Here is a 16,206-nt window from a genome sequence, read left to right on the forward strand (position 1 = left end):
GACTCCGCCTCCTCCGCCTCTTTGCCCCTCTGCGTTAAACCGATCACAGTAGGCCCCACCACCACCCCACAAAAAATCCCACGGACCTTCATCCGTGGGATTCCAAAAAATCACGTCAAAGCCGTCTTACTTCTGCTTCGACTCATATCCCGCCACCGGCTTGCCTTCATCCGTCAGCTTACCGCAGGACCACAGCAGACCACGCGCCACCAGATCCAGGAACACCGGGTCGCTCATCGTCTCATTGCCGTGGCCCATCGTCGTGCCAAAGACCTTCCCCGTGCCATACGTATTCACCCAGATCAGGAAATGATCCTGCTTCGTGTCTTCGCCATAGGCCTTCGCCAGCGGGACGAAGTTTTCCCAAAGCTTCTCATTCTTGTACAGCTCATCCTTCTTATTCACCCACTCCATCGGGAAGCCCTTCATCACCGGATGCTCCGGGGCCACATTCTTCACCGTCAGGTCACGGTTTTTTTCGTGGCTCATGGACGTCTGGCCCACGCACTTGCGCCATTCATCCGTCGCTGCCGCGCGGTAGCTGTGGGCGGAGCAATGCAGCATCACCGCAGGCACACCGTCATGATGCGGCTTGGCGATGCGGTTCACAAACTCCACATCCGTGATACCGCCGAAGCACTCATTGTGCAGCACCACATCGTAGCCCTTGGCCCAGTCCGCCTTCTCATAAATGCTCACCTTGTGCGTCTTGTCCTTTTTGCCATCGGGCCCTTCTTCGTGAATGACGGTGAACTCCACATTCACGCGTGCGCTCAGCCCTTCGGCCAGGATCATCTTTTGGTTCTCATAGTCGTGGCAGCAGCCGCCGGTCACCATCAGCACCTTCAGCGGTGGAGCGGAGGCAGGATCAGCAGCCAAGGAAAAAACGGCAGCAATGCCGAGGGCGAATAACGGGAGCAGGATAGCTTTCATGGAAGGAGGGAGTTAACGCGATGAACCGGTAGATTCTCAATCAGATTGTGCAGGAAGATCATCTTTGGACACCTCTGGCTCCACCGGCGGCAGCACTGCAGCTTCCTCCACAATGGCAGGCGCAGCTTTTGGCTCCTCCTTTTTCCGCACCAGACGCGCCGCATAAAAACCATCATGCCCCGTCTCCGCAGGGTTGATCTTCATCTCCTCCTCCAGCGTCCATTCATCCCCGCGCGTGCTCAGGAATTTTTGCACCTGCTGCTCATTCTCACCCGGCAGGATAGAGCAGGTGGCATACACCATCTTGCCCCCCGGTTTCACCAGCGCACTGTAGCGGCTCAGGATGTCCTGCTGCTCAATGATCAGTCGGTCGATCTCCTCATTGCTCAGCTTCCACTTCGCATCCGGGTTCCGCCTCAGCACCCCCAGGCCGGAGCAGGGCACATCCAGCAAAAGCCGGTCCGCATACCCCGCCAGGCGCTTCAGCGTCTTTGTGCCTTCGATGACGCGCGTCTCCGCCACATCCACACCGGCGCGGGCCGTCCGCTTGCGCAGCTCCGCCAGCTTCCAGTCATGCACATCCAGGGCGATGATCTTGCCCTTGTTCTGCATCAGCGCACCCAGGTGCAGCGTCTTGCCGCCCGCCCCCGCGCACGCATCCACCACCTTCATCCCTGGCTCCACCTGGAGGAAAGGCGCCACGCATTGGGAGGACGCATCCTGCACTTCAAAAAGCCCCTCTTTGAAAGCCGCCATGCCAAACACATTGTAACGCTGCCGCAGATGCAGCGCCGTCGGGATCTCCTTGATCCCATCCGTGATGAAGCCTTCCTGCGCCAGCCGTGTCTTCAGGCTCCGGCGCTCCGTCTTCAGCGTATTCACCCGCAGATACACATCCGCCGGCTTATTCAGCGTCTCGCGGATGGCCGGCCAGGCCGCACCCAGCTCATCGCCCAGCCTTTTTTCCATCCAGTCCGGGATGGAGGCGCGCAGGGCAGGGGACACATCTGCCTTCGCCCGCTCCAGGATGTAAGCCCGGCGCACCGCACCCACCTCATCGAAAAACGGCAGTTCATGCTCCGCCATCACCCAGTACGCCGCCCACACATGCCATAGCCGCTCCATCGTGATCGCCTCCCGCTGCGCATGCTCCGCATCCGGCTGCCCCGCCAGATACCAGTACCAGCGCCAGTGGCGCACGATCTCATACACCGCCTCCGCGAACAGCTTCCGGTCCCGGCTCCCCCACTTCGGATGCCGTTTAAAAGCATACTCCACCACCTTGTCGGCATAGCGTCTGTCCACAAAGACGTCCCGCAGGGAGCTGATAATCTGGGCGATGAGGTGGTAATGCAGTTTCACAGTTAAATCGGACCCCTCCGTTCGTCCCAGATCATCCCAAACGCAAGTTTTCCGCGCACCCCATGGAGCGCACGCGTCCCCCCTTGCCGTCTTGTGCGTCCCGCGCAAGACCGTTCTCACGTCCCCGTCCGCCACCATGGAGCGCCGACGATCCGTCGGCATTCAAAAACAAGTGCTCAGTCCTCAGTGCGCAGTTCTCAGATTTAGCCCCCTCTTCAAGTCTATAGGCCCAATACGCCCCATACGACCGATCCAACCCCCCATGTCTCCCAATCCCTCAAAAAGTAGCCCGCTCAGTCCCCTGAGCGGAAAGCCACCTCGAAGCCCCCTCCCACCATCACCTCATCATCGAAACTCCCCACCCCAAAAAAGCGCTCGCCCCCTCTCGCCTCCCATTTAATCCCTCAGCCGCCCATGCCAGTAACCCGGCTCCCGATGCAGATGCATGACGGCGATGATCCGCAGCATCCCATCCTCTATCCAGTAAACCACAGCATAGGGAAATCTTTTCAAGCGGGCCTTGCGGGCTTCCCCGTCGAACTTCCGCCTCATCTCCGGCCGTGCCTTGATCTCAGCGATGGCCACTTCGGCAGCAGCGGTGAACCGCAGGCCCAACTCATCATCCACACCGCCATAATAAAGCGCCGCTTCTTCCAGTTCAAAAACTGCGGCCTTATGCCAGAGGATCTTCATGCAGATCTGCCAGCACGCTGGGCAGCAAGTTTGCGATGAACTTCAGCCATAACCTCATCATGAGGAATCAGTGTGGCAGTTCCCTCACGGATGGATTCCATGCGGCTCTCAATCTCCGCCTTCCAGGCCGGACTCATCTCCACATCATCAGCTTCATCCACGCTTTCAATCAAACGGGAAGCGATGCGTGAACGATCCTCGGCAGGCAACTGAAGTGCGTATTCAAGAACGGTGTCAAAGCTCGCTGTCATGCCCATGACTTTAATGCAAGGAAGCAGATTCGTCGAGTCCTCTGTCGCATCCCCGTCCGCCCCATCAAGTACCGTGGGCACTCCTGCCCGCGAACGAGCGTTCTGGTGCATCGAAAAGCGGGAACCTTCGCAAACGAGGATGCCTGGGGGCGCACGGGTCGCGGGCAGGAGTGCCCACGGTACTTTCCAAGCCTGCCCCAATCTCCCAAAAAATCCTGTTAATCCTGCAATCTTGGTAATCCTGTAAATAAGCCCCCTAACCACCCCGGCGCACACACCTCTGGTTAGGTCGGCCCCCCCCTGGAGCGCCCCCCAAAGGACGCCCCAGCCCCTCTCAAAAAACTCACTTCACCGGCAGCCACTGCACCGCATCCACCATCACAAAACCCGTCGTCCCCGCGTTGCTGATCTCCACCCAGCCGCCCTTGCCCGCCTCAAAGGAAAAGCTGCCGAGCGGTTGAAAATGGTTAGGCCCCGCAGGTGCCTTCTTCTGGTCCACCATCACCACCGTTTCACCTTCCGCATGGTGGATCGTCACCGGCACGGCGGAGGAGCGATTGTGATTCGTGTTGTAGGAGACAGAGATCTGATACCGCCCCGCCTTCGGCAGATCCGCCGTGAAGCGTGCCCGCTGCGGCCCCTTGTCCTGGCCGTTGTCATGCCGATAGCCCTGCTCCACAAAGCCGGGGCTGGTAAAGCCTTTGTTATCAAAGCCCGTCAACTCCGCCTCTGCATCATCCACCACGATGCCCGGCAGGCTCGCCTTCGGGTACGCGAATCCCTCCGGCAGTGCTGGCGTCTCAAAGTCCAGCATCTGCCCGTCCTGCTCCAGCCGTGCCTTCAGCTTCTCATAGTCGATGCCTTGGATCGTCGTACCCTGCTCGATGGCATGCACCGCCGCCGTCGCCGCGCTCTGCCCCAGCACCATGAAGACCGGCTCCATGCGGATGCTGCCATAGGCGATGTGGCTCGCGCTCAGGCACACCGGCACCAGCAGATTCGTACACTCCTCCGCCTTCGGGCGGATGCTCCGGTAGCTGATCGGATACGGGCGGCTGCGCACCTGCACATCCCCCTCATTGCGGACGTAGCCATCCTTCGTCACGTACCGCTGGATGTTGTGGGAATCCATGTTGTAGGCCCCCATGCCCACACTGTCCTGCACGATCTCCTCCCGCTTGCAGTTCTTCTCCGTCATCACGTAGTCACCGATCATCCGCCGTGCCTCACGCACATAAAGCTGACGCGGGAAATGGCCATTATCCGGGAATTCATCCTTCGCCAGGCCCAGCTTTTGAAACTCCTTACGGATCGCCTCCGGCACCCGCGGGTGATGCGCATACGTCCACATCAGCCCCTTTTGCCAGTCCTCATGCGCCTTCCAAATCTTCGCGCGGGTTTCATAATCCGCCTCCGGATAGTCCCAGTTCTGCCCGATGAAGTCCGTGCTGATAGCGTGCTTGTTATTCGTATCCGTCTTCCGGTTAGGCATCCATCCCGGTGCCCAGGAGATGCGGTGATCCCCCGCCTCCACGTTCCGCAGCGCCAACTCAAACCACTGCTCATCATAGTTCGCCGGTTTTTCCCAGTCCTGCCTGTTCTCTGCAACATCCGTCGTGCACATGCGGAAATTGTATGCCTGCACCTTGCGGTCCCCGCTGAATTCCACCCCCGGATCCTTCTCGATCCCCGGCAGCAGCCCGCTGCTCGGATCACCCTTCTTCACATAGGGATCCACCTTCACGATGAACTGGTGGCTGTGGCTATGCCCCACCTGCACCCCGTTCAGCTTCTCGCCATACACACTGTTCGCCTCGCGGCCCACGTGATACTTCACCCCCGCCTTCGCCATCAGATCCCCCTCATAAGTCGCATCGATGAACATCGGTCCGCTAAATTCGCGGCCACTTTCCATGAGGATCTTCGTGATCTTCGCCCCCTCCTTCACCACACCCTTTTTCAGGTCCAGCCGCTCACCTTTCACGATGGTCACACTGCCTTCCACCGGCTTCAGCATCGCCTCATAAATGGCTGAGGCCACATGCGGCTCAAAGGTCCACATCGTGTCCTCAGATCCCGTATTGCCATGCGGCTTGCGTGCAAAGTAGGCCTCCCGCTTCTCATGCTTCCACTTGCCCTCATCACTGTAATACTTGAAAATATTCCCGTAAAACTCCCGCGACATCCCGCCGATGGCCTTCTTATTGCCAATGTCCGTCGCCCCCAGCCCCCCAGTCGTCAGCCCACCCAGGAACTGCGTCGGCTCAATCAGGATCGCCTTCTTCCCCATCCGCGCCGTCTGAATCGCCGCCGTGATCCCTCCCGAGCTGCCTCCATAAATAATCACATCCGCTGAATCCGCTGCGGCCAGGAGAGAGGGTAAAAGAAGACAGGAAGCTATTAAAGAACGCATCATGGTGGACAGAGAAAGGCGCACTCGGATGGCAGGATCTTTCAGGAAGGTCGGCAGAAGTGCATTTTATGAAACCTTTTAAGCTGGCTGATCCATTGGGTGGAAAGCGGGTTTTTGATTTGAATGCAATTGAAGATTTTACCTATTAAACTGAATCTTGACTGTATACCTAAGTGACTGGTATAGGCATGCAATGAGCAAGGAAGTGACTGACGAAATCCGGCGGCGTGCAGGCGAGTATTTTGCGAGTGGAAGTTTTGACCAGCACTTTGTTCAGCTTCATGGTCATTCTCGAATAACCCTCATCCTCGCGGGCATCTTTTTGCCATTGTTTCTCCAGTTTTCAGCCTCAGCAGGGGCCTGGCGAAAATTGTTCAGTGGCGACCTGTTTACCCCGGGCCTGCGCCGCCGTTATATTCGTCTGGCGAAAAAAGGAGAATTCATTTTCACTTATGTCGTCATCTGTAATGAAGAGTTGAAATATACGCCTGGAGTGGTGGCTCCAGCCTTGGTAATCGGCAACTTTAATGAGGGGCGCGATGACCGGCAGATGTTAAAAATGCGGGCTCGGGTCGCCGATCTGGCATTAGGGCGGGCAGCAGAGCCTCATGAACAGAAGATCGCCAAACTTCTGGGGGATCAGGACTATTGTTTCCAGCGACGACGTCATTTTAATGCTGGTGGGGTGAAGGTAATTGCCTTCGATCTCATGGTTTTGGGAGAATTTCTACCGACGAAGACTTTGCAAATCGAGGTAATTCCCTGTTTGGCAGAGCCTGGGCGGAATGGGCTGATCGCAATGATTCCACACTCCCTGGTAGCGGACCTAATCGATTTCTGAGCCACAAGTGTTGGAGACTGGCTTGAGGAATTTTGAACATGGTGGAGGATGGGACGTATCCAGAGACAGCTCCCCCGTCTCCCCTCCATGAACATCTTCCCCCTCGTCATTCGTTATGGCACCATTGCCGTCGCCCTGTTTGGGGTCTTCAGCATGACGCAGGTCCTTCAGCAGATCCGGGCTCAGGAAAACGTCATCCCACCGCCGCCGGTGCAGCCGCCGGAAAAGCCCGTGGGCACCCGCCTGGCCGCCACCGGCATCATTGAGGCACGGGAGGAAAACGTCGCCATCGGCACCCCCATTGCCGGGCTGGTCACCCACGTCATGGTGAAAGTCAGCCAGCAGGTGGAAAAGGGAGATCCCCTCCTCCAGATCGATGACCGAGAGCTCCAGGCCCAGCTCATCCAGGCCCAGGCCGCCATCGCCGTCAACCAGGCCATGCTGGACATCTCCCTCGCCCAGCGCCTGAAGGTTCAAGACAACCTCGATCGCCTCAAATCCATCACCGATCAGCGCGCCATCAGCCAGGATGACCTGCGCAACCGCACCAACGACCTCACCGTCGCCCAGGCCCAGGTCGCCTCGGCCCAGGCCCAGCTCGCCGCCGCCCAGGCCGATGTCCGCCAGACTCAGTTGCTCATTGATCGCCTCACCATCCGCGCCCCGCGCCCCGGCACCATCCTCCAGGTAAACATCCGCGAGGGCGAATACGCCTCCATTCAAAACCGCCTCGCCGCCATGATCCTCGGGGACCTCGATAAGCTCCAGGTCCGGGCCGATGTGGATGAGCAAAACGCCATGCAGGTCCGCAAAGACGAAGACGCCACCGCCTACGTCAAAGGCGATTCCATCAATGGCTACCCACTCAAATTCGTCCGTATCGAGCCCTTCGTCATCCCGAAGCAATCCCTCACCGGTGCCAGCACGGAGCGCGTGGATACCCGCGTCCTCCAAGTCATCTATGAACTGCCCATCCCTGAGGGGAAACAGCTCTATGTCGGCCAGCAGGTGGATGTCATGATCGGCGGCACCAAGCCCCTCCAGACCCCCACCCTGTCCGGCTCCTCACCCCGGTAAACGAATCCAGGCCTCCTCCCGCCAGGGCAGGGGATGCCGCCCCGGCACCCAGGAAAGCGCCCGCCACCCCATCAAATCCCCATTCCGGGATGAAAAGTTGCACCCTTACCCGGTAAGAGTTCACTGGGGCATGGTTTCTCATTTGCGAAACGATGCAGCCCCCGCCACTTTGGAAGTCGATGATTCAGGAGACTCTCACTCAGGAGAAAACTTGGCAGGGAACCGCAGTTTCCTCCGGGGTCGCGCATGCCGTCGTGCATGTGCTCAAGGAAGATTTTGATGAGCCTGATGCCGATCCCATCTCCGCAGACGAGGTGGAAAACGAGCTCGCCCGCTGGCACACCGCCATGGATGCCACCCATCGCGAGATCGAAGAGCTCAAGGAAATGGTCTCCACCGAAGAACGCAGCGCCGAGGCCGATATCTTCGATACCCACCTCCTCATCCTGGAGGACGTCTCCATCCGCAAATACGTGGAAAAGACCGTCCGGGAAAAGCTCATCTGCGTGGATGCCGTCTATTACCGGCTCATGTGCAAGCACATGGACGCCCTGCGCGGCCTGGCCGATTCCTACCTGCGCGAGCGCTTCCTGGACATCAAGGACATCACCCATCGCGTCATGCGCCACCTTCGCGGGGAGCTATTGCAGCACCCCATGTTTGAGGACCCGGTCATCATCGTCGCCCATGACCTCACCCCTTCGGATACCGTCCAGCTAGACCGCAGCAAAGTCCTCGGTTTCGCCATCGAGACCGGCAGCGGCAATTCCCACGCCGCCATCATCGCCCGCTCCCTCGGCCTCCCCGCCGTCGTGCGTCTTCACGGCATCACGGAGGAGCTGCATTCCGGCGACCCCATCCTCCTGGATGGCAATGAGGGTGCCCTCATCCTCAACCCAACCCCCGCCACCCTTTCCAAATACCGCTCGCGGGAGCAGTTGGCGGAAAAACGCGAAGACGCCCTCCACGAGACCCGGCACGAGCCCTCCATCACCACCGATGGCGTCGTCATCCAGGTCTGTGCCAATGCCGAATTTGTCGAAGAAATGGGCGATATCCGCGATAGCGGTGCCGCCAATGTCGGCCTCTTCCGCACCGAATTCCTTTACCTCGAAGACCCTGAAGGCACGGAGGACTGGCTCGCAGAAAATTACACCCGCGCCGTCCGCATCATGACCCCCGGCCAGGTCATCTTCCGCACCCTCGATATCGGCGGTGACAAAGTGGATGACCAGCTCGCCTCAGAGGCCGAGCCAAATCCCTTCCTCGGCTGGCGCGGCATCCGCGTCTCCCTGGGCATGCGGGAAATGTTCAAGCGCCAGCTCCGCGCCCTCCTGCGTGCCGCCGCCCATGGCCCCATCGGCATCATGTTCCCCATGGTCAGCGATGTCGGGGAAGTCCGCGCCGCCAAAGAACTCCTCGCCGAATGCGCCTCGGAGCTCAGCGCCGAAGGCTACCCCGCCCCCATGCAGGTGGATATCGGCGCCATGATCGAAATTCCCAGCGCCGCCCTCACTGCGGACCTCATCGCTGCGGAGGTGGATTTCTTCAGCCTTGGCACCAATGACCTCGTCCAGTACACCCTCGCCGTGGACCGGTTGAATGAGCGCGTGGCGGATCTCTACAGCCCCACCCACCCCGCCGTCCTCCGCCTCATCGCGCTCACGGTCGAGGCCGCCCGCCGCGCCGGCATCCGCGTCTGCATTTGTGGTGAAATGGCCGCCGATGTCGAAGTCCTCCCCCTCCTCATCGGCCTCGGCCTGGATGAGCTCAGCGTCTCCACCGGCCAGATCGCCCGCGTCAAGCACGCCATCCGCAAGCTCAACGCCTCCGAATGCCGCTCCATCATCGATGCCTGCCGCCACCTCGGCTGCCCCAAACAAATCCTCGGCATGAGCCGCACCATGGCCCAGGAACTGTATCCGGATTTGTTTGAGTAATCCCGGACCTCGCTCAAACCCCTTTAAAATGAAAAAGCGCAGTCTGTTTCCAGGCTGCGCTTCTTCTTTGGGAGTTTTTGGCTGTCTCCGAAAACAACGCATCCAGCTCAAAACATGGATGCACAAAAATCACCCGCCTTCTTCTGCGCGGAAACCCGCTTGAGTTTTCGTCCTTCACCATTAGCGAAAGCGTAACCCAACCCCCGACATGCCCACCGACCCCGACATCCGCCAGGCCCTTTCCCAGGTACGTTATCCCGGCTTCAGCCGCGACATCATCTCCTTCGGCCTCGTCAAAGACATCACCATCGATGGGGGCAAAGTCACCGTTGAGATCTCCGTCGCCACCCGCGACCCCAACATCCCCCGCCTCATTCATGAGCAGGCCATGGATGTCCTCCAAAAGCTCCCCGGCGTCACCGAAGCCAAGCTGAATTTCGACATCAAAGAACCCCCGAACCCCGTCGCAGGCTCCGCCGACCGCCTCCCGAAATCCTCCATCCCCGGCGTCAAGCGCGTCATCGCCGTCGGCTCCGGTAAAGGCGGCGTCGGAAAAAGCACCGTCGCCTCCAATCTCGCCATCGCCCTCGCCAAAACCGGCGCCCGTGTCGGCCTCTGCGATTGCGACCTTTACGGCCCCAGCATCGCCCACATGTTCGGCACCGATGAGCGCCCCTATCAGAACGAGGAGCAGCAGATCATCCCCATCGAAAAATACGGCCTCCAGCTCATGAGCATGGGTTTCCTATTGGAGGATGACGCCCCCGTCATCGTCCGTGGCCCCATCGCCACCAAATACACCCAGCAGTTCCTCCGCCAGTGCGCCTGGGATAACCTGGACTACCTCATTCTCGATCTCCCCCCCGGCACCGGAGACATCCAGCTCACCATCGTACAGACCGTCGCCCTGGATGGAGCCATCATCGTCACCACCCCCCAGGAAGTCGCCTTGATCGATGCCCGCAAAGCCATCTCCATGTTCCAAAAGGTCAACGTGCCCATCCTCGGCATCGTCGAAAACATGAGCTACTTCCTCTGCCCAGACAACGGCCTCACCTATCACATTTTTGGCAAAGGCGGCGGCGAGCACGAAGCCAAGCGCCTCAGCGTCCCCCTGCTCGGCCAGATCCCCATCGAAATGGCCACCCGCGAAGCCGGCGACGAAGGCCACCCCATCGCCCTGGAGGACGTCACCTCCTCCGCCGCCTCCATGGCCTTCCTCTCCATCGCCAACCAAGTCCGCAGCGCCGTCCCCGCTTGAGGCAGTGTTTACCTCCCCTGGATAAGTCCCATCCCTTTCAGTCAACCGCCCCAAAGTACTCCAGAGCTTCAGCTCGCCAAAACCCCCACCCCAGCTTCCACCCGCTACTCGTCACCCCAAGCCCAACGGGCTTACGTAACTCAGTCCAGGGTAGGGACATCTCGTGGAAGCCAAACTGCTGAAACGCGTCCAAGAACGCAAAGGCATGCCCGCCAAAGAAGCCGCCCAAGTGGACTGGAAGAAGCTGTGACGGGGGGGCGTGATTCAGTCCTTTTCGACGGCTGTCACTCTTCCTCCCCGTCGCGGTTCGCAGCCTCTTCAATCTCGGCATAGACCTCTCCAAGGGTGTTCGATCCTTTGCGCCTATCACCCAGCCCCACCACGGAAGCAGAATAAACACCCTTTGCGTTGATCATAGCAGTCACTTGAAGATCTGGAGCAATATTACTACCCGATAAATGAGCCAACTGGAATGAGTCCATAAGGTCGTCAACTTCTTTTGATGACAGTAACATCTTTGCCCTGAAGGTTTGGTCGCCCCATTTCAGTCCAATTTCCCACTCGCCAGGCTTTTTAGTGGAAAGCTCTTCAACGATGTAATTCCCATCTATGTAATACTGCTTAGGCTTACTTCTGGTGCTTTTAACGAGGATGTCTTTGGCTTCCTTTTTTGTCAGGGCCCCGGTTTGTCCGGGCAGTGTAATACGGTCGTTCTCCTTCATGCTATTGACCAGCCCACGCGCAGGTTGCTGCAGATCCCTGGTAGCCTCAATCACCTTGCCCACAGCTTCGATCAGTTGGACTTTTTCCCGCGCTTCAATTTCCCTGATTGGAGCTGCCTGAATCTTTTCAATAATTTCAGGTCCCATTACAAATCCTAACGCCGTTGCAGCGGTCAGATAGATGAAAAGTTGATCACGAAGTTTCATCTTTGTCACGGCTTGAAGGATTCCTTTCGCATATTGAAGTACCGCATCAAGTGAACCATCATCGACTTTGAGGGCCACCAAGCCATGCGGGGTATTGGGAAGTTCGATACCAAGTTTAGCAAGCTCATCACTGAGCTTCTTGTCAAGATCGAGGAGGAATTTGGCGAGTGGTTTATCGACAACCCCGGCCCAAGAATCCCCTTGTATGTAGATACGCAAGCCAAGCTTAGAGATGTCAGGTTCAAATTGCTCACCTGCCAAATAGGTATCAATGAGATTGTTTATTTGTGCTTCGACTGAGGCGGGCGCGTATTCCATGAAACGTAGATTTAGGCCCAACAACTAAACGTTGCATAGTACAATATTTTATCTTTATAGCAGTCACTTTTGCCTTACGCTATTACACCTATCGTATGGCCAGCTCCTCCACTGCCTCTCCGGCCTCCGCGCCGCCCAGCCTCAGCTTTGAGCAGACCGATAAGCTGGGCCTCTCCCCCTTCTGCCAAAGGCTTGAGCGTTACCTCATCGTTGAAAGCGGCTTTGTGGAAGGCAGCCTCGTCGTCGCGCTCAATGCCCCCTTTGGCGGCGGCAAGACCACCTTCCTTGAGATGTGGAAAACCGACCTCCTCAACCGTCGCCAATCACCCGCTGGCGAAACCGCCTTCACCGCCCCCATGCCCGTCATGCTCAACGCCTGGGAAAGCGACTACTGCGGAGACCCCCTCGTCGCCATCCTCGCCGGCCTGCTCAAAGCCGTGGACCATTGGAAAGGCAAAGACGCACCCCAGCCCAGCGAAAAAGCCTCCCTTTGGGAATCCGCCAAAGACGTCGCCTGGTTTTCCGTAAGCCTTGCCAACGACGTCGCCGCCAAACCCACCGGCCTCAATCCAGTCAAAGCAGGTGAATTCGCCGAGAAGAAAAAAAAGGAGCGGGCAGCCAAAACGCCCGACTTCATCACCCTCTTTAACCAGCGAAAAGATGCCCTGGAAAAGCTCAAAGAGCAAATGGCCGCCACCTTCTCCGGCACTAGTACCAAAGTCATCGTCTTCGTGGATGAACTTGACCGCTGCCGCCCCGACTACGCCGTCAGCTACCTCGAGACCATCAAGCACGTCTTCAACGTCAAGGGTATGATCTTCGTCCTCGCCGTGGATCTCCATCACCTGGAAGTCTCCACCAAATCCCTCTTCGGCAGCGACCTGAAATTTCCCGAATACTTCCGCAAATTCAGCCACCGCACCTTCAATCTCCCTGAGCCGGAAGCAGGTTCCATCGGAACACTGCTGGAAGAGATGGTCGCCAAACACGTCACCCGCAGGGGCCAGCGAAACAGCGCCTTCAAGGGAGGCGACTACCTAGTCCGCATGACCGGGCCCCTGGTCTGTGCCTGGCGGATGACCCCGCGCCAGCTTCATGAAGCCTTCCGCATCCTCGGTCACAGTCTCGCCATTGAGGGCGTGCACGGAGAAATGAGCACCCATAATGAAGTCGTCTCCCTGGCTTACCTCTACCTTTGCCTCGCGTATGTCGGTGCCCCTGCAGTTTACAAAAACCTTCGGCAGGGCGGCCACTCACCGGACCAAATGCGCTTCCTTTTTCAGCTCAGCCCTTTGGATTACAAGTCTAAAGCCAATTGGGCCCAGTTGTACATGACCGGCACCAACAGTGATTTCAGCAATTATGACGCAAACACCCACGACTTGATGAAAAAGGCTGTGCCTGATGACGAATACCCACAATACCAGAAGAGTTTCAACATCGCCCTGGGTCATCACCCGGCCCCCTTCAAGCAGATCTGTCAGCGCATCGAAAACGCCATCCGGTTTGAGGACAACGCATCGTAAATCTCGTTTCTCCAAATTTAAGCGAACCGCTGCTCAACGATTGATACGGTGCCTCCATGGCGCACAAGCGTTCACTCCGCCTGCCGTGAAGCCAACCTTCGCAGGTGGTGAGCATGAAGTGCGGGTTCCGGGAGACTCTGTTGGTGAGGGTTAAAAAAACGTTGGCGGGCGCTTTTGGCCGAATCCTGGACGAGACCACGCCCGTTTTTGCAACCGGTTGCACCAGTCGCCGCGAGCTCCTCCGGGGGTTCAGAAGGACCCCGCGTTTTCATCGGGCCTCATGACCTGGCTTCGATTTTTTTTTGTGAACACGTGTTCACGTTTTCCAATGCGCCGGTGAAACATGTTTCATGCGCCGCAAGGGAGGCCCTGGGGGACAATTTCTCAAACGCGGGCGGCTTTGAGCAATGCGTGGGCGGCGTCCACCATGTCCTGGCGCAGGGTGAGGCGGGTGAAGCGGCTCTCTGCGGATTCATCCATCCCGGCGGCCCCCAGGACGAAGTGGCTGGCTTTCACGGGGCCGGGGGAGGTTTCACTGAGAAAGTGCTCCTGCAGGCTGCGCACGGCATCCTCACAGGCTGGATTCCCCACCTGCACCTCCTCAGCAAAGGCGGCGATGGCGGCGTCCATTCCGCGGTCGTAATGACGGAGCGTGTAGAGGATGTCGAAGGCGTCCTTCGGCTGCTGGCGATGATGAAAGGCCCGGAGCTTCAGGGCGAGAAAGGGGCCGGCTTCACACACCCGGGCGGTGAGCGTTTGCTGCGCGCCGTAAAGGTCCACCCCGGTGAGAGGGACCTCCCGCGCGGTGGCGAGCGCCCGGTTCACCCCGGGCATGATCCCGGCCGTGATGTCCTCCACCTGGGTGGTGCCACGGGCATGGGGCGGCTTTTCCGCCAGGAAATCCACGGGCACGGTGACGCTGCCGATGACTTTTTCAAACCGTGAGGGGTGCTTCGGGTTGGGGTGAAAACCCTGGCCGCTGAGCTCCCAATGCAGGTTCCCGTACGTGCCGGAATCCGTCGCCAGGGCGATGCCCAGATCCACGTCCAGGGTGGCGGGACGCGGCAGGGCGCGTACCTGGGAGAGATCGCCACACAGATATTTCGGCACCAGGCCCCCCACGAGCACCAGGTCTCCATGCCAGCTTCTCAGGCTGGACCACACCGTCAGAAAGGCGCTTTCGGCCAGGCTGGCCCGCGACGCTTCGTACTCGCTGTAAACATCGTATTTCATGGCCGGCAAAAACCTGTCCATTCACGCAGGGCGGCGGCAGCGTCCGGCCCGCGCAGGCCCATGCGCTGGAGGTCCAGGTAGATCTGGGCATCGGAGACCAGGGTCAGGTGATGCCGCGTCTGGGTCTCCATCAGCACGCCTTCATCGGCTGGTACATGCAGCCAGAGCTTGCCGCCTTCGCTCACCTGGCGCAGCCCCAGCCGCTCCAGCGTGGCGGCCTCCGGCAGGCGGGAGACATAGGCGGAGCAGACCACCGGCTCCGTGGTGGGATGGCGCAGCCAGGCGGCCATCCATTGCGTGAGGGCCATGGGCACGGCCTCCTCACGCGCCCACTGCTGGAGGCGATGAGCCATCTCCTCCGGCGCGGAGAACCCGGCATAAAGACCGGTGTAGTTGCGCTTCGAGAAACGGTCCGCATCCGCCCATTCATCCAGGAGCGCCAGGGGATCCCGAAGACGAAACTCCCGGGCACTTGTTTTTTCCACAAATCCCTGGCTGATCAGGTGCTGGATGATGCGGGAGATGAGGCCTGAACTGGCCTGGGTGCGCGGCCCAATCTCAGCCTGAGTCCACAGGCGGTCCCGGTCCGTGAGCAGGCAGCGGATGATGCGGGCACTCTTGCCCACGAAGACATTGCGCGGCTCCAGGTAGGAGGTGAAGGAGCGTCCCGGCAGCGCACGGCGATCAATGAGCACCCCGGGAGCCCGTAGCCAGCAGCGGCCATTCAGGTCCATGGCGGCCAGCCCCTGCTGCTTGCAGGCCTCCAGCACCCGTGGAGTGAGCTGGGGGGTCACGATCAGCGGCGGCGGGTCACCAGGCGCTCTCTTCACCCTGACCAGCGATGAGAGGCTGGGTTTGAGCTGATAAACCGGCCATAACAGCATTTTTTGTTGATCCAGCTCCACCTCGATCAAGTTTTCCTGCGCCCGTGGCAGAGGCTGCCACCGCAGGTCCGGATCCTCTGACAACAGGGCCAGGAAGCGGGATTTGAGCTCCCCTTCATCACGGATGATCCCCTTTTCACTGGATTCGGCCCTCTTCACTGTGCAGTAATGCGTGTTTTCAGTGAGAAATCAAACTTTCTTACTGAAAACCGCTCTTTTTACTGGCCAGTAAGAATAGCTCTTTGGAGTGAAAAAGGGGGCTTTTTGGTCTCCACGGTGGGCGATCAAGGCCTCCATTCCCTGACCCAGCATGGCAACCGGGGGCATTTCCTGGCTCCTGACGGAAAGTTTGCAACCGGTTGCAAAACTCGCGCTGGGATCTGCCGGGGGGTGATAGCCTTCTGATCAAAGAGCTGATCGCGTCTTCAATGGGGGTCTGCGCGGGCTGAAGGTCGGGACGACTTTGGCTGGGCCTTCGAAATCCGGGTGTTCGGCGGGATTCAATGTCAGGTGGGGGGATGGGAAGGAGCCCGCATCATCGGGCT

Annotated in this window: 13 protein-coding genes; 5 read left to right on the forward strand and 8 right to left on the reverse strand. The window is 59.0% G+C overall.

Annotated elements, in window-relative coordinates:
• Positions 1-126 precede the first annotated feature (126 nt).
• From EI77_RS21080 to EI77_RS21100, 5 genes are all read right to left on the reverse strand, one after another.
• Complete coding sequence (locus EI77_RS21080) at positions 127-933, reverse strand: ThuA domain-containing protein (RefSeq protein WP_133797298.1); 807 nt, start codon at positions 931-933, stop codon at positions 127-129.
• Between the two features lie 36 nt (positions 934-969).
• On the reverse strand, positions 970-2,295 hold the full coding sequence (locus EI77_RS21085) for an RsmB/NOP family class I SAM-dependent RNA methyltransferase (RefSeq protein WP_133797299.1): 1,326 nt from the start codon (positions 2,293-2,295) through the stop codon (positions 970-972).
• A gap of 396 nt (positions 2,296-2,691) precedes the next feature.
• Positions 2,692-2,988, reverse strand: a complete 297-nt coding sequence (locus tag EI77_RS21090; RefSeq protein WP_133797300.1) for a type II toxin-antitoxin system RelE/ParE family toxin — start codon at positions 2,986-2,988, stop codon at positions 2,692-2,694.
• The gene (locus EI77_RS21095) at positions 2,985-3,239 is read right to left on the reverse strand and encodes an addiction module protein (protein ID WP_166647420.1); all 255 of its coding nucleotides are present in this window, start codon (positions 3,237-3,239) and stop codon (positions 2,985-2,987) included. Before EI77_RS21095 ends, EI77_RS21090 begins: the two co-directional genes overlap by 4 nt.
• A gap of 343 nt (positions 3,240-3,582) precedes the next feature.
• A complete protein-coding gene (locus EI77_RS21100) occupies positions 3,583-5,655 on the reverse strand; it encodes an FAD-dependent oxidoreductase (protein ID WP_243838977.1) in 2,073 nt (690 codons plus the stop codon).
• 202 nt (positions 5,656-5,857) lie between these two features.
• Here EI77_RS21100 and EI77_RS21105 point away from each other — a divergent pair, with 202 nt between their 5' ends.
• From EI77_RS21105 to EI77_RS21120, 4 genes are all read left to right on the forward strand, one after another.
• The gene (locus EI77_RS21105; RefSeq protein WP_133797302.1) at positions 5,858-6,493 is read left to right on the forward strand and encodes a hypothetical protein; all 636 of its coding nucleotides are present in this window, start codon (positions 5,858-5,860) and stop codon (positions 6,491-6,493) included.
• An 87-nt stretch (positions 6,494-6,580) separates the two neighbouring features.
• Positions 6,581-7,570, forward strand: coding sequence for an efflux RND transporter periplasmic adaptor subunit (locus EI77_RS21110; protein ID WP_166647421.1), 990 nt, complete (start codon positions 6,581-6,583; stop codon positions 7,568-7,570).
• A 179-nt stretch (positions 7,571-7,749) separates the two neighbouring features.
• Positions 7,750-9,510, forward strand: a complete 1,761-nt coding sequence (gene ptsP, locus EI77_RS21115; protein ID WP_166647422.1) for a phosphoenolpyruvate--protein phosphotransferase — start codon at positions 7,750-7,752, stop codon at positions 9,508-9,510.
• A 208-nt stretch (positions 9,511-9,718) separates the two neighbouring features.
• Positions 9,719-10,771, forward strand: a complete 1,053-nt coding sequence (locus EI77_RS21120) for an Mrp/NBP35 family ATP-binding protein (RefSeq protein WP_133797305.1) — start codon at positions 9,719-9,721, stop codon at positions 10,769-10,771.
• A gap of 284 nt (positions 10,772-11,055) precedes the next feature.
• Here EI77_RS21120 and EI77_RS21125 read toward each other — a convergent pair whose 3' ends face one another.
• On the reverse strand, positions 11,056-12,018 hold the full coding sequence (locus tag EI77_RS21125) for a hypothetical protein (protein ID WP_133797306.1): 963 nt from the start codon (positions 12,016-12,018) through the stop codon (positions 11,056-11,058).
• A gap of 95 nt (positions 12,019-12,113) precedes the next feature.
• Between EI77_RS21125 and EI77_RS21130 the strand changes: the two genes are divergently transcribed.
• A complete protein-coding gene (locus EI77_RS21130) occupies positions 12,114-13,544 on the forward strand; it encodes a KAP family P-loop NTPase fold protein (protein ID WP_133797307.1) in 1,431 nt (476 codons plus the stop codon).
• Between the two features lie 384 nt (positions 13,545-13,928).
• On the opposite strand, the gene EI77_RS21135 is transcribed toward EI77_RS21130, so the two are convergent.
• Together EI77_RS21135 and EI77_RS21140 are read right to left on the reverse strand one after the other, a co-directional pair.
• Positions 13,929-14,777 (reverse strand): hypothetical protein, encoded by an 849-nt coding sequence (locus tag EI77_RS21135; RefSeq protein ID WP_166647423.1) that lies wholly within the window; start codon positions 14,775-14,777, stop codon positions 13,929-13,931.
• A complete protein-coding gene (locus EI77_RS21140) occupies positions 14,774-15,820 on the reverse strand; it encodes a type IV toxin-antitoxin system AbiEi family antitoxin (RefSeq protein ID WP_133797309.1) in 1,047 nt (348 codons plus the stop codon). The genes EI77_RS21135 and EI77_RS21140 overlap by 4 nt, the downstream gene beginning before the upstream one ends.
• Positions 15,821-16,206 lie beyond the last annotated feature (386 nt).

The organism is Prosthecobacter fusiformis, assembly GCF_004364345.1.
In the GTDB taxonomy this organism is placed as follows: Bacteria; Verrucomicrobiota; Verrucomicrobiia; order Verrucomicrobiales; family Verrucomicrobiaceae; genus Prosthecobacter; species Prosthecobacter fusiformis.